Annotated in this window: 9 protein-coding genes and 1 pseudogene; 6 read left to right on the forward strand and 4 right to left on the reverse strand. The window is 73.5% G+C overall.

The window, feature by feature from the left end; all coding sequences use genetic code 11:
• Positions 1 to 72: 72 nt before the first annotated feature.
• Positions 73 to 246, forward strand: a complete 174-nt coding sequence (locus ABZ725_RS06680; RefSeq protein ID WP_351911583.1) for a hypothetical protein — start codon at positions 73 to 75, stop codon at positions 244 to 246.
• Between the two features lie 50 nt (positions 247 to 296).
• Here ABZ725_RS06680 and ABZ725_RS06685 read toward each other — a convergent pair whose 3' ends face one another.
• Together ABZ725_RS06685 and ABZ725_RS06690 are read right to left on the reverse strand one after the other, a co-directional pair.
• The gene (locus ABZ725_RS06685; protein WP_358801648.1) at positions 297 to 1,481 is read right to left on the reverse strand and encodes a cytochrome P450; all 1,185 of its coding nucleotides are present in this window, start codon (positions 1,479 to 1,481) and stop codon (positions 297 to 299) included.
• Positions 1,482 to 1,583: 102 nt separating this feature from the next.
• The gene (locus ABZ725_RS06690; RefSeq protein WP_358801649.1) at positions 1,584 to 3,458 is read right to left on the reverse strand and encodes an NlpC/P60 family protein; all 1,875 of its coding nucleotides are present in this window, start codon (positions 3,456 to 3,458) and stop codon (positions 1,584 to 1,586) included.
• Between the two features lie 287 nt (positions 3,459 to 3,745).
• Here ABZ725_RS06690 and ABZ725_RS06695 point away from each other — a divergent pair, with 287 nt between their 5' ends.
• Both ABZ725_RS06695 and ABZ725_RS06700 read left to right on the forward strand, forming a co-directional pair.
• Complete coding sequence (locus ABZ725_RS06695; RefSeq protein WP_358801650.1) at positions 3,746 to 4,354, forward strand: flavin reductase family protein; 609 nt, start codon at positions 3,746 to 3,748, stop codon at positions 4,352 to 4,354.
• A gap of 64 nt (positions 4,355 to 4,418) precedes the next feature.
• On the forward strand, positions 4,419 to 4,820 hold the full coding sequence (locus tag ABZ725_RS06700) for a hypothetical protein (protein WP_358801651.1): 402 nt from the start codon (positions 4,419 to 4,421) through the stop codon (positions 4,818 to 4,820).
• Between the two features lie 51 nt (positions 4,821 to 4,871).
• On the opposite strand, the gene ABZ725_RS06705 is transcribed toward ABZ725_RS06700, so the two are convergent.
• Positions 4,872 to 5,858: a helix-turn-helix domain-containing protein gene (locus tag ABZ725_RS06705; RefSeq protein ID WP_358801652.1), complete on the reverse strand. Its 987-nt coding sequence runs from the start codon at positions 5,856 to 5,858 to the stop codon at positions 4,872 to 4,874.
• 346 nt (positions 5,859 to 6,204) lie between these two features.
• On the reverse strand, positions 6,205 to 8,460 hold the full coding sequence (locus ABZ725_RS06710; protein ID WP_358801653.1) for a helix-turn-helix domain-containing protein: 2,256 nt from the start codon (positions 8,458 to 8,460) through the stop codon (positions 6,205 to 6,207).
• A gap of 230 nt (positions 8,461 to 8,690) precedes the next feature.
• Here ABZ725_RS06710 and ABZ725_RS06715 point away from each other — a divergent pair.
• The 3 genes and pseudogenes from ABZ725_RS06715 to ABZ725_RS06725 all read left to right on the forward strand — a co-directional run.
• Positions 8,691 to 9,194, forward strand: a pseudogene (locus tag ABZ725_RS06715) (hypothetical protein); the annotation flags it as partial.
• 69 nt (positions 9,195 to 9,263) lie between these two features.
• On the forward strand, positions 9,264 to 10,625 hold the full coding sequence (locus tag ABZ725_RS06720) for a hypothetical protein (RefSeq protein WP_358802062.1): 1,362 nt from the start codon (positions 9,264 to 9,266) through the stop codon (positions 10,623 to 10,625).
• 8 nt (positions 10,626 to 10,633) lie between these two features.
• A complete protein-coding gene (locus ABZ725_RS06725; protein ID WP_358801654.1) occupies positions 10,634 to 12,118 on the forward strand; it encodes a VWA domain-containing protein in 1,485 nt (494 codons plus the stop codon).
• Positions 12,119 to 12,123: the final 5 nt, after the last annotated feature.

Genomic DNA, 12,123 nt, shown 5'->3' on the forward strand with positions numbered 1-12,123 from the left:
ATCCTCTTGACGGGGTGCTACTGGTGAGTAGCTAAGCCCCGGGTAACCGCCGTTCCGTTCGGAGGACCCCCCATGCCCTCTCCCGAGGATGCCCTGCAAGAGGCCCGCAACGCCTACGAGGAGCACGCACGCACGTGCCGACAGTGCCACTTCGACCGGTCGCCCTGCGCCGTCTCCAAACTGCTCCTGCGCGCCTACAACAACGCCAGAAGGGCTCAGGCGCGCACCGACTCCGCGTTGCACTGAGTGAGCCCAAGGCGCTGAGCCAAGGCGTTGAGGCGACGCGCTGAGGTGTGTCATCCCGGCGCGGCCGTGGTCACCGTCAGGTTCCGGATCTCGTAGCCGCCGATCTCGTCCTTGAACGAGATCCGCGGTCGGCCGGTCATCCGCAGACCGTCGAGCGCGAAGAGCCGGCTCAGCAGGACGTCCGCCTCCAGGACGGCGACCCCGGCGCCGGGACAGCGATGAGCGCCGTCCCCGAAGGTGAGCCCGGCCGTCCCCGCGCCCTGTGCGAGCACCCGCCCCGGACGCAGGCGGTCCGGGGCGCGGCCGACGACCTCCGGGTCCGCGTTGGCCTCGTCGACGAAGACGGTGATCAGCTCGCCCGGGGCGACCGACGACTCCCCGACCCGCAGCGGCGCGGTGGCCCGCCGGGACAGGCGTCCCACGACGGGCTCCAGCCGCAGGATCTCCCGGAGCAGCTCCAGCCGCTCCGGTTCCTCGGCCGCGCGGTACCGCTCCAGGAGCCGCGGATCGTCGAAGAGATGCCAGGCGGCGACGCAGATGAACTCGCGTGTGGTGACCATGCCCGCCGCCGCGTACGTCAGGCACTCGCCGAGGATCTCCGCGTCCGAGCACCCCTCGGCCAGCAGATGGGAGATCAGGTCGTCCCGCTCCCGACGGCGGTGCGCACGGATCGCGGGACGGACGTCGGCGAGATGGATGCGCAGCCAGTTCGCGTTCTGGCGCACCAGCCAGTACAGACCCCTGAGGCTGGTCAGCCCCGGCTGACCGAACTCCTCGGGGAAGAACCGCTCCAGCCTGGACTTCAGCCCCGGACGGCTGTGCGTCAGCCCGAGGATGTCGCTCACCACCTCGATCGCCATGGTGAAGCTCAGATCGGACAGCTGCGCCGTACCGACGGCCCGGACCGTCGCCACCTGCTCCTCGGCGACGCGCGTCATCAGCTCGCGGTAGTGCTCGTCCACGCGCCGGGGCGTGAAGAAGCGGGCGGTCTGCCGCCGCTGCTCACGGTGTCCGGGGCCGTCCTGGTAGAGCACGGGGCGGCGGATGCGGGACGGCATCTTCTCCACCGTCTCTATCCCGAGACCGGCCTGCACCGTCTCCGCGCCGCGCAGCACCTCACGTGCGGCCGCGTAGCCCCGGACCTCCCAGGTCCCGTCCGCTCCGCGGCGCACCGGGCAGCCCGGCCGGGCGGGCCCCCGCTCCACCTTGCGCACGCTTTCTCGCGAGTCCCCCATCGCGCGTCCTCCGCTTCGCAGCACCGGACGCCAGTCTCCCCGGGACGCCCGCTCCCGCGATGCGCGAAAACCGGCCACGCGCACCCCTGTGCGCGTGCGCCCTCACAAGGGGCGGACGGCGCCCCGCAGGGCGCCCTCGCCGAACGGGAGGATCGCCTCCTCGCGGATGTACGAGCCCGGGCCCGGCGCATGGATCATCATGCCGTTGCCCGTGCACAGTCCGGTGTGGCTGAGGTCGTCGAAGAAGAAGACGAGATCGCCCGGGCGCAGATCGGCCAGGCTGATCCGGGTGAAGTCCCGGGCCTGGTCGATGGCGGCCCGCGGCAGGGTCACCCCGGCGGTCTTCCAGGCGGCCTGTGTGAGGCTGGAGCAGTCGTAGGACTCCGGCCCCGTGGCTCCCCACACGCACGGCCGGCCGATCTGGGCGCGGGCGAAGGCGAGCGCCTTGTCCGCCTTCCCGAGGTACGCGGTGCCGGTCGTGCTGGAGGTGACGTCGGTGGGGAACGCGGCCGGGGGAGCGGTGGTCTGGGGGGCAGCGGCTTGGGGAACGGCTTGAGGAACGGCGGCCGGGAGGACGGGCTCGGCGGGGAAACCGGCGGGAGCGGCCTGGAAACCGGTGCCGTTCGTCAGGAGGTCCGACGCCGGTGCCATGACGCCGAGTTCGGACGTCTGGTAGCCGGAGGCGTAGCCGGTGGGTGCCGCCGCGAAGCCGGACTCCGGTGTCATGAGGGGGAGTTGCTCGGGCACCGCGAACCCGGAGGGCGGTGTGAAGCCGTCGAGTTCGGACGGCTGGTAGCCGGACGTGGCAGGACCGGCGCCCGGCGCCGGGAAGGCGGTTCCCGGTGCGGCCAGGCCGAGTTCGGGGATCGGCAGACCGAACGGCGGTGTGCCGAAGCCGAGTTCCGACGCACGGTAGTCAGGAGCGGAGGGCGCGGGGGCCGCGACCTCGGGCGTCGCGAAGCCCGACGCCGGTGTGGCGAAGCCGAGTTCACCGGTTGTGAGGAAGCTCCCCGTGTCGCCCGGTGCAGCCGCTCCGGAAGCGGCGGCGGTCGGCCGTCCCGCCCACGCGGCCGTGATCTCCGCCCGGAACGCCTGCTGTTCCGCCGTGTCCCAGGGCTGCTGGACCTGCTGCGGCTCGGCCGGCTGCGCCTCGACCACCGGCAGGACGGCCGTGGGCATGGCCGACGCGGCCTGAGGCTGCATGGCCTGGGACTGCATTGCCTGGGGCTGCATCGTCTGGGGCTGCATGACCTGGGACTGCATGGGTTCAGGCGGCATGGGCTGGGACTGCATGGCCTGCGGCTGCATCGGCTGGGACTGCATGGCCTGGGACTGCATTGCCTGGGGCTGCACCGGCTGCGCGATGGCGCGGGCCAGCACCTCCCGGGCCGTGGCGAGCTTCCGCCCGATCTGCTCCTTGGTGTTCTTGAGCGAGGCCTGCCGGTTCGCGGGAGCGGCGGCGGGCGAGGCCGGAGAGGCGGGCGACGCGGGCGCGGCGGGAAGGGCGAGGGCGGCGGGCGCGAGGGCCTTGGGCTCGTCCCGGCGCTGCTCGGGCACGGCGGGCAGCGCGGCGACGGCGCGGCCGGTCAGCTCGGGACCCCGTCGGGTGGCGGCCTCCAGCTCCCGCACCACGGGGCTGTCGGCCGAACGCTCCGGTGCGCTCGCCGGGCGCGCGGGCCGGGCCGGGCGCGCAGGCTGACGATCGGCCGGCAGCACGGCGGGCGTGATCGGCCCGACCTTGCTGCGCGCCGAGTCGAACCACTGCTTGGCCACCGCTTCGAGTGACTGATCGTCCGTCCGGCGTCCGCCGGAGCCGCCGCCCCTGCGTGAGCGAGTCGACGCGGCGCGAGTCGCGTTGTAGGTGCCCGTGTCGGTTTCGGCGCGGTCGTAGAGGGAACTGACCCGCTGCTGGATCTCCGCCCGGCTCGGCTCGTCGGTGCTGTTGCCTGGGGAGCGCGGGCTGCGATCCGTCGCCATGGAAGACGTACTCCTTCCGTGCTCCGCCTGCCAGTCGGCGGCGGAATCCGGGCGACCCCTGGTGCGGGTGCCCCAAGCCCCGTGCCCTGAAGGGCAATCGAAACGGCTAGGCGTCAACCTAGCCAACATGTGTGACTGGTGTGAAGGTTGAAGGGCCAAATGTCCGATACGTATTCGTGACCTTCGTCTCTTGTCGTCACGGACCGTTGTCGTGTGCCTCGGTTTCGGAGCGCCGCGCGCGGCCCGGTTCCGCTGCCGGGGGCCCGCGTCGGGTAGAACTGGCCGACATGCGCATCGACTACGACCCCGGGTCCCTCGGCGCGGGAGCCTTCTACCGGCTGCTCACCGCCGTCGTCGTACCCCGCCCGATCGCCTGGGTGTCGACTTTGGCGGCGGACGGAACGACCGCCAACCTGGCCCCGCACTCGTTCTTCACCGTCGCCTGCACCGACCCGCCGATCGTCCAGTTCACCTCCGTCGGCCGCAAGGACTCGTTGCGCAACGTCGAGGCCACCGGCGAGTTCGTGGTCAACCTCGCGCCGGAGGAGCTCTTCGAGCAGATCAACGCCACCGCCACCGCTTTCCCCGCGCACGAGGGGGAGTTCGACGCGGTCGGCATCGAGCAGGAGCCCTCGCTGCGGGTGAAGCCGCCCCGCGTGGCCGCCTCGCCGGTGGCCCTGGAGTGCCGACTGCACTCGACCCTGGGCATCGGCGACTCCACACTCGTCCTCGGCGAGGTCGTGCACGCCGCCGTACGCAAGGACGTCCTCGTCGACGGCCACCCCGACATCCGGCGGCTGCGGCCCCTGGCCCGGCTCGGCGGCAACGAGTGGGGCACCGTCGGCGAGATCCGCGACCTGGCCCGCATCCCCTACCGCGACCAACCGCCGTCCTGACCGGTCGCCGTCCTGACGGGCCGCCGTCCTGACCGGTCCGGCCTTCCGGGCCTATGATCGGAGCATGACGAGATCCGTGACGAAGCGTGACGGCTCCAACGGCCTCGACGGCTCCTGCGGCGTCGACCGTGCCGACAATTCCTGGCGTTCGCTGTGGTCGAAGAACTCGGCGCTGTCGATCGGCTCGGTCGACTCGTTCCTCTCCATCGGCTCGGTCGGCAGCTCGCTGTCCATCGCCTCGGTCGGCAGTTTCCTGTCCGTGGGGTCCGTCGGCTCCGCCGTGTCCTTCGTCTCCGTGGGCTCCTGGCTCAGTGCGAGATCGGCGCTGTCCGCCCACTCGGTCGATTCGGTGCTGTCCTGGCGCTCCCGCGGCGGCTTCCGCGCGGTCGGTCCGGCGGCGGCCACCATCGCCGGGGCGGCCCTGATCTACGCGTGGACCGCGAGCCGGGACCGTTCCTCGACGTGACGTCGAGCCGACCTCGCCGCGGTCCTCGGCCGCGGTCCTCGGCCGCGGCCCTCAGCCGGTCGGCAGCAGATCGTGCCGCGCGTCGCGCCACTCGCGTGGGGAGAGCCCGTAGGCGGCGCGGAAGACCCGGCTGAAGTGGGCCGGGTTGGCGAAGCCCCAGCGCTGCGCCACCGCCGACACGGTGGGAGCCATGGCGTCGGACCGGGCCAGCTCGTGGGCGCACCGCTCCAGACGGCGCTGCTGGATCAGCCGGGCGACCGTGACGCCCTCGCCCTCGAACAGCCGGTGCAGATAGCGCACGGAGATGTGGTGCGCCGCCGCCACGGTCTGCGGGGAGAGATCCGGATCGCCGAGGTTGCGGTCGATGTGGTCGCGCACGCGCAGTACGTGGTGGTCGCCCGGGCTCCGCTCCCGCACCGCGGCCCGCCCGCTGCACTGGTCGACCAGCGCGGCGAAGAGGTCCACGACGCCCGTGGCCAGCCGGGCGGCCACGGCCGGGGCGCAGGGCGGGACCGACGAGCTCAGCGAGGTCAGGAAGCTCACCAGCAGGGCGCTGACCCCCTCCGTCGCGGCGATCGCGGTCCCGGTCACCTGCCGCAGGTCCGCGACGGGCAGACCCACCGCCCGCCGGGGCATGTGCACGACATGGGCGGAGAAGCGTCCCGGAAAGTCCAGCGAATACGGCCGGGCGGTGTCGTAGACGACGAGGTCGCCTTCGGCGACGACGGCGCGTCGGCCGTCCTGGATCAGCGTCGCCGTGCCCGCCGTCTGGACGCAGACCGCCACACAGCCCCCGGCGGTGGCCGTGCTCGCGGACGCGTCGGCGACATGGGCCTGCGTGCGGCTCAGGCGGTGTGCGTCGGCCTCGATCGTGGAGATGCGCAGACAGCCCAGTCGCTCGGTGGAGATCCGGCCCTCGAACGGGCCGTCGCCCCGCGCGGTGACGGTCATGGGCACCAGCGCTCTGCCCAGTGCGTCCTGCCAGTACGCGAGTCTCTCTCCCTCGGGAACCGAAGCAGTCGTCACCACCAGAGCCACCTGGCTCTCCTCTCCACCTGTGCGTAACCGGCGGAGAGGGATCGGACAGCGGCCCGTTCCTCCCGCCGTCACCAGCCAAGCAGTCGGCCCCGGCGGTCTCCAGGCAGGAAGCAGGCAGAAAAATGCGGACGGCGCGGGCGCGGCCGTCCGCCGTGCCTGCGCAGAGCTGCGCTCAGCAGTGCACTGAGGGAACAGCACGGTGCACTGCGGGACAAGACGCGGGGGAGGCCGCGGGACCAGGATGGGGGGCACGGCGAGGGGACCCCTCGCCCGTCGATGGCGCGTGCCCGTCACCGTCCCGCCGCCCTCCCCGTGGTGCGGCGCCCCCGGGGACGGGAGGGCGAGTTCAGGGCGCGTCGAGACGGGCGAGGACGCTGCGTGCCTCGGCGACGCGCTGCGGGTCGGCGTCGAGACCGAGGGAGACACAGCGGGCGAAGGCCTCGCGGCCTTCCGTCGGCCGACCGGCGGACAGCAGCGCGTTGCCCAGGTCGACGAGCTGACGGCTCTCCATGGCCGTGTTGCCGCTCTTCCGGGAGATCGCCACGGAGGTGCTCAGGTCGTCGACGGCCTGCGTCCACCGCCCCAGCAGGGCATGGCAGGCGCCCAGGCCCGAGTGCAGCTGGCCCCGGGAGAAATCAGCGATGTGCGACGGCAGCCGGTCACCGGCCCGGTCCACGAACGCCAGCGTGTCGCGGTAGGCGACGAGCGCCTTCTCGGGATCGTCGGAGTCCAGCAGCGCCGAGGCCTGCCCGTGCCGGGCCTGGAGGCTGCCGGGCAGGTCGTCGACGGCCTCGAACAACGGGGCCGCGCGGTGCATGTGGTCGGCGGCCGGTATGAAGTCGCCCAGCCGGCGCAGCGCCCACCCGCGATAGATATGGGCCCAGGCCTGCTGCCGGGTGTCGGCGGCGCGCAGCGCGGCGGCGAGGGCCTCGGCGGAGCGGTCGAGACTGTCATGGGGGCGGTCCTCGCAGGTCAGCAGCGCCCAGGCGTGATAGTTGAGGTGTGTCGCCTCCAGGACGGGATCGCCCAGCGCCCGCGCGCTGTCGGCGGCGGCGCCGAAGACCTCGGGCCAGTGTCCCCAGAAGATCCACTGGTCGGAGAACCAGTGCAGGGCCTCGGCCACCTCCACCACAGCGGTGTGCTCACCGGCGGCCGCGGCGGCGCGCAGGGCGGCCAGCCAGTTGGCGCCCTCCGACTGGAGCCACCCGCGCGCCCGGTCCGCGCTCGACAGATCGACCGTGCCCTGCCAGGTCGGCGGCGGGCTGCCGTGGTCCGGCTCGAACCAGCGGCCGGCCACGACCGTGGTCTCCAGCAGCCAGTCGTACAGCGCCGCCCGGGCCAGATCGGCGTCCGGCGCGCACTCCTCGGCCTCGAGCCGGCTCCGGGCGTACAGCCGCAGCAGGTCGTGGAGCCGGTAGCGGTCCCCGGGCGCGCCCAGCAGCCCGGTCTCGACCAGTTCCTCCAGGGTGTCCTCGGCGTCGAACAGCGGCTGACCGGTCAGCCGGGCGGCGCCGGCCGCACCGACGTCCGGGCCGGGGACGAGGGCGAGACGCCGGAACAACCGGGCGGCGGCGGGCGTCAGCTGCCGGTAGGACAGGTCGAACGCGGCGGACACCCGCAGGTCGCCGGCGGCCAGCGCGTCCAGCCGGCGGTCCTCGACGGCGAGGCGGTCCGCGAGCCGGCGGACCGTCCAACCGGTGCGGGTCGCCAGCCAGTTGCCCGCCACCCGCAGTGCGAGCGGCAGATGACCGCAGCGCTCGGCGACATCGGCGAGGGCGGCCGGATCGGCGGCGGCACGATCGGCTCCGACGAGCGAGGTCAGGAACTCGGCCGCCTCCGCGGGTTCCAGCTCCCCGAGCGGCAGCCGGTGCACGCTGTCCAGACCGGTCAGCATCCGCCGGCTCGTCACCACGACCATGCCCGCGCCCGCGGCCGGCAGCAGCGGACGCACCTGACCCTCGTCACGGGCGTTGTCCAGGACCAGCAGACAGCGCCGCTCCGCCAACAGCCGTCGGTACAGCGCGGGATGACCCGACGGCCCGGCCTGCGCCAGGTCACGGTCGGCCACCTGAAGGGCCTTGAGCACGCTGAGCACGAGTTCGGCGGGACCGGGCGGATCGTCGTCCGTGCCGCGCAGGTCCAGGACCAACTGCCCGTCCGGAAAACGGTCGGCGAGATCCCGGGCGGCGTGCAGCGCCAGCGTCGTCTTGCCCGTGCCCGGCGGACCGCACACCGCCACCACCGCCGGCTGGGCCGCCGCCTCCTGCGCCGCGAGCGCCGCCAGCCGGGTCAACTCCCGTTCCCGGCCCACGAAGTCGTCCACGCCCCGCGGGAACGCCCGTACGCCCACCGGGCTGTAGCCCCCGGTGCGCCCGGCCCGCGCCGCCGTCAGCAGCCGCTGCCGCTGGCTCTCGTCCAGGCCCAGCCCGTCCGCGAGCGCGGCGACGGTCCGCCGCTGCGGAGCCGCCCGCCGTCCCCGCTCCAGATCCCCGATGCCCCGCACGCTCACGCCCGACGCCTCCGCCAGACCCTCGATGGTCTGCGACGCGGACAGCCGCAACTCCCGCAGCAGCGCCCCGAACGCCGCCCGCTCCCCGCTCAACCCCGCCCCTTCGCCTCGGCATGCCCCTGCCGTCGCCCCCGAGCATGATCATCTGAATTCTAGAAGAGCCGGGACCTGCTTGAGGCTCGTCGCCCGTCGCCGGGTGCTCGGACGGCGTTGTCAGTGGTCGCCGGTAAGTTCGTCAGTGTTGCGCCGATCGGTTGCGACAACCCCCCTGCGCTGCGCCGATTCGGCGTGCGCGAAGCCTTGTGCCGCAAAGGAGATGGTGCGTGTCGGACTGGGAGAAGTCGAGTACGGCCCGGGTGGTCCCGCCCGCGAGGCCGCGCAAGCTCGCCAAGGTCCCCTTCGTCGAACTGGCCGACGGACGTCTGCAGGGCGTGGTCTCCAGCGGCTCTGACATCGAGCGGGTGTACGTCTCGTCGGTCGCCGCCGGCACGTACGCCTTCGCGTGCAGCACCAACAACAACCGCCCCTGCGGCGGCGCGCGGGGCTCGTTCTGCAACCACATCCGCGCCCTGGTCACCGAGGCCGTGCTGCAGTACGGCGCGGACCGCGTCGCCCGCTATCTGCGCGTCGAGCCCGGGGGCGCGCAGGCGGACGCCGCCGCTCTCACCGCCGCGATGACCGGCACCCGGCCCTCGCCGGCGGACGGAAAGGCGGCCGCGGCGTCCGTCTTCAGCCGGTTCCTGCGCCACCTGGCCTATCTGGAACTCGCCCCGGTCACCGCCCCGCTGCCGGAGCTGCAGTGGTTCCCGCCGACCCGGGCGGCTGCCGCGACGGGCACGCCCGCCGACGAGCCCGAACCGGCGGAGGAAGAGGAGACCGGCTGCCCCGCCGCGCCCGTGGCTGGGCTGGACGAGGCACTGGCGGCGGTCGACGCCTTCGACCGGACCCTCGTGGCGGGCCTGCTGCGCCCCCGCCCCGACCGGGTGCAGGACCTCGCCGAGCTCGTCCGCGCCGTCGCCGGCACCCCGCTCGCCGCCCGGGTCGCCGAAGCGGCCGAGAAGGCCGCGGTCGGAGCCGCGAGCGAGGACCACTTCGTCGCCCTCGCCGCCGCCCGCACCGCCCTGCTCGGCGCGGTGCACGACGCACTGACGGTCGGCGCCGACGAGGTGACGGGCCGCACGCGGGAGGAGCGGGAGCCGACGGCCGTCGGAGCGCGGCCCGAGGCCAACCTGCCGGCGGCGGCCCGCAGTTGGCTGGCGGACCTCGCGCGCACCGGCTGGCAGGGCATCGACCACGAACTGGCCGGCGGGGCCGCACCGATCGTCTCCGCCATGCTGCCCGACCCGGGTCTGCGCCGCCTGGCGACCCTGCTCGACGGTTTCGCCGCCGAGCTCGCCGCCTCCTGCCCCGGCGCGGCCCTGGACCGGATCCCGGCGCGCCGCTGGGGCGACCTGTGGGCCCGCGCCCTGCTGCTGACCCGGCCGGGAGCCGCCGACGTGCCCGCGGTCGAGGCCGTCACCGGCCGGCTGCTGCCGCTCGGCGTGGACCTGCACGAACACGCCACCGCCGCACAGGCCCAGGTCCACGCGGTGTTCGAACCCGCCGACGGCGCCGCACCCCGACTGGTCCGCGCGAGCGTCTCGGCGCCGAAGCCGGACACCGTCGTCGAGGCGGGCGTCTGGCAGCTGCTGCGGCCGCACCTGTCGCTGCTCACGGCCCTCGGCGAAGGCCGGGCGATGGACCTCGACGCGATGCCCCTCACCGACGAGGGCGATCTCCTGTGGGACGACGCCAGGGCCCGCCAGGGCGATCCCGCAGACGCCCTCGCCACCGCGCGGGTCGTCCTGCCGACCGCCACCGCCCTGCCCACCGCGCCCCTGGACCGCCACCCGGCGCGCATCGCCGAGCCGGTGTTCCTGGAGGGCTACGACAGGAGCCAGGACGGCGACACCCTCACCTTCACCGTCGCCGGCCGCGCTCTCCCCGTCGACACCGACCGCATCCCGACCGCGAGCCCGCTGACGCCCGAGGCCGTCGCCGCCTCCGGCGCGTGCATCGCCCTGCTCCGCTGGGACGGCGGCGGGTTCCGGCTCCAGCCGCTCGCCGTCGAGACCACCGTGCGCAGGAAGGCCGTCGCCCTCCACGCGGGCGCGTGGGCCGGCGGCACCGCCGACAAGACCGGCGCCCGGGCCGAGAAGGCCGCCACCGACGCCGTGACCGTCCTGCGCGAACGGGCGGGAAGGCTGCTCCGGAAATGAGCGACGACATGGAATACACGGCCGGCACGGCCGGCACGGCCGGCACAGCCGACACGGCTGATACGGCCGGCGCGGCCGACGTGCCGGCGGCAGTTCCCGACGACAACCGTCGGCAGGTCCTCTACTGGCGGCTGCTCGCCCGTCTCTTCGACCCCGAGGAGCAGGCCGGCCTGGAGTCCGCGAGCCTCGCCGTCGTCGAGGACATCGGTCTGCCGCCCGCGCTGCTGGACCCGCAGGCCTCCGTCGACTCGATCGTGCAGCGCCACCCGGAACTGGCGGCGGAGTTCGACGGGTTGATGGTCCCCGAGACCGAGACCGAGACCGACACCGAGGACGCGGCCGTCGGCGACCCTCGGGACCGTGCCGCCGAAGTCCGGCGCGCGGCCCTGGTGTCCAAGGTGCTGCTGAACGTCTTCGCCACCGGCTCCGGAGCTGTCGGCGCCGGGCAGCTGTCCCGTTGGCAGAGCGACGCCGGCTGGCTGGAGCGTGCGCTCGGCTGCGCACCGGGCGAGCTGCGCGGCGGCCGGGTGCCGGGCGGCCCCGGTGTCAGCCCGACCGGCTCCGGAGGCGCCGGCCGGACGCCCGACCTGAGCAACCTGATCCCCACGATCGGCCCCGAACTCGGCGCCCTCGAAGCCGACCTCGTCCGGCGCATGCACCTGCGCGAGGTGCTCGCCGACCCCCAGCTCGCCGCGCGGCTCACCCCGAGCATGTCGCTCATCGAGCAGCTGCTGCGCGACAAGAACAACCTCTCCGGCGTCGCCCTCGCCAACGCCAAGGCGCTGATCCGCCGCTTCGTCGACGAGGTCGCCGAAGTGCTGCGCACCCAGGTGGAGAAGTCCACGGTCGGTGCGATCGACCGCTCGGTCCCGCCCAAGCGCGTGTTCCGCAACCTCGACCTCGACCGCACCATCTGGAAGAACCTCACCAACTACAGCCCCGAAGAGGAACGCCTCTACGTCGACCGCCTCTACTACCGGCACACCGCCCGCAAGACGACACCGCAGCGGCTCATCGTGGTCGTGGACCAGTCGGGCTCGATGGTCGACTCCATGGTCAACTGCACCATCCTGGCGTCGATCTTCGCCGGTCTGCCGAAGGTGGACGTCCACCTCATCGCGTACGACACACGGGCGCTCGACCTCACCCCGTGGGTGCACGACCCCTTCGAGAGCCTGCTGCGCACCCAGCTCGGCGGCGGCACCGACGGGACGGTCGCGATGGCCCTGGCCCAGCCGAAGGTCGCCGAGCCCCGAAACACCGTAGTGGTCTGGATCTCCGACTTCTACGAGTGGCAGAGCCAGCCCCTGTTCGACAGCATGGCCGCCCTGCACCGCTCCGGGGTCAAGTTCATCCCCGTGGGCTCGGTGACCAGCTCCGGGCGCGGCAGCGTCAACCCGTGGTTCCGGGAGCGCTTCAAGGACCAGGGCACACCGGTGATCTCCGGTCACATCCGCAAGCTCGTCCACGAACTCAAGACGTTCCTCACCTGAACACC

It is taken from the genome of Streptomyces sp. NPDC006872 (assembly GCF_040635845.1).
In the GTDB taxonomy this organism is placed as follows: Bacteria; Actinomycetota; Actinomycetes; order Streptomycetales; family Streptomycetaceae; genus Streptomyces.

Bases quoted from the DNA above. Each gene is read 5' to 3' on its own strand.
- ABZ725_RS06685 (WP_358801648.1), bottom strand. From the start codon at position 1,481: ATGGGGGACTCGCGAGAAAGCGTGCGCAAGGTGGAGCGGGGGCCCGCC.
- ABZ725_RS06680 (WP_351911583.1), top strand. From the start codon at position 73: ATGCCCTCTCCCGAGGATGCCCTGCAAGAGGCCCGCAACGCCTACGAG.
- ABZ725_RS06690 (WP_358801649.1), bottom strand. From the start codon at position 3,458: ATGGCGACGGATCGCAGCCCGCGCTCCCCAGGCAACAGCACCGACGAG.
- ABZ725_RS06700 (WP_358801651.1), top strand. From the start codon at position 4,419: ATGACGAGATCCGTGACGAAGCGTGACGGCTCCAACGGCCTCGACGGC.
- ABZ725_RS06695 (WP_358801650.1), top strand. From the start codon at position 3,746: ATGCGCATCGACTACGACCCCGGGTCCCTCGGCGCGGGAGCCTTCTAC.
- ABZ725_RS06725 (WP_358801654.1), top strand. From the start codon at position 10,634: ATGGAATACACGGCCGGCACGGCCGGCACGGCCGGCACAGCCGACACG.